The 350-nt window shown below is 51.7% G+C and carries 1 protein-coding gene; it reads left to right on the forward strand.

Annotation, left to right across the window (positions count from 1 at the left end):
• A partial coding sequence (petA, locus tag KDM89_RS20700; RefSeq protein ID WP_212689727.1) for a ubiquinol-cytochrome c reductase iron-sulfur subunit occupies window positions 1–350 on the forward strand: 350 nt, incomplete at both ends.

Consider the following 350-nt stretch of genomic DNA (forward strand, 5'->3'; position numbering starts at 1 on the left):
TGAAATGACAACGGTGGAGTGGCGTGGTAAGCCAGTCTGGATTCTGAAGCGGACACCGGAAATGTTGGCCAGTCTGGCCAAGACCGAAGATAAAGTTGCTGATCCGCAATCCAATAAGCCTTACACCATGGATATGCCGGAGTATTGCGATAAGCAAAGCCGCTCCCGCAAAGAACATCCGGAAATTCTGGTGACAGTCGGCATTTGTTCCCATCTCGGTTGCTCCCCAAGTTCCAAGTTCCAGGCTGGTGCCCAGGCATCGTTACCAGATGACTGGCAAGGTGGCTTCTTATGCCCATGCCATGGCTCTACGTTCGATCTGGCTGGTCGCGTATTCAAAAATAAACCAG

This window comes from Cognatundibacterium luofuense, from assembly GCF_018139685.1.
Taxonomy (GTDB): Bacteria; Pseudomonadota; Gammaproteobacteria; order Burkholderiales; family Burkholderiaceae_D; genus Undibacterium; species Undibacterium luofuense.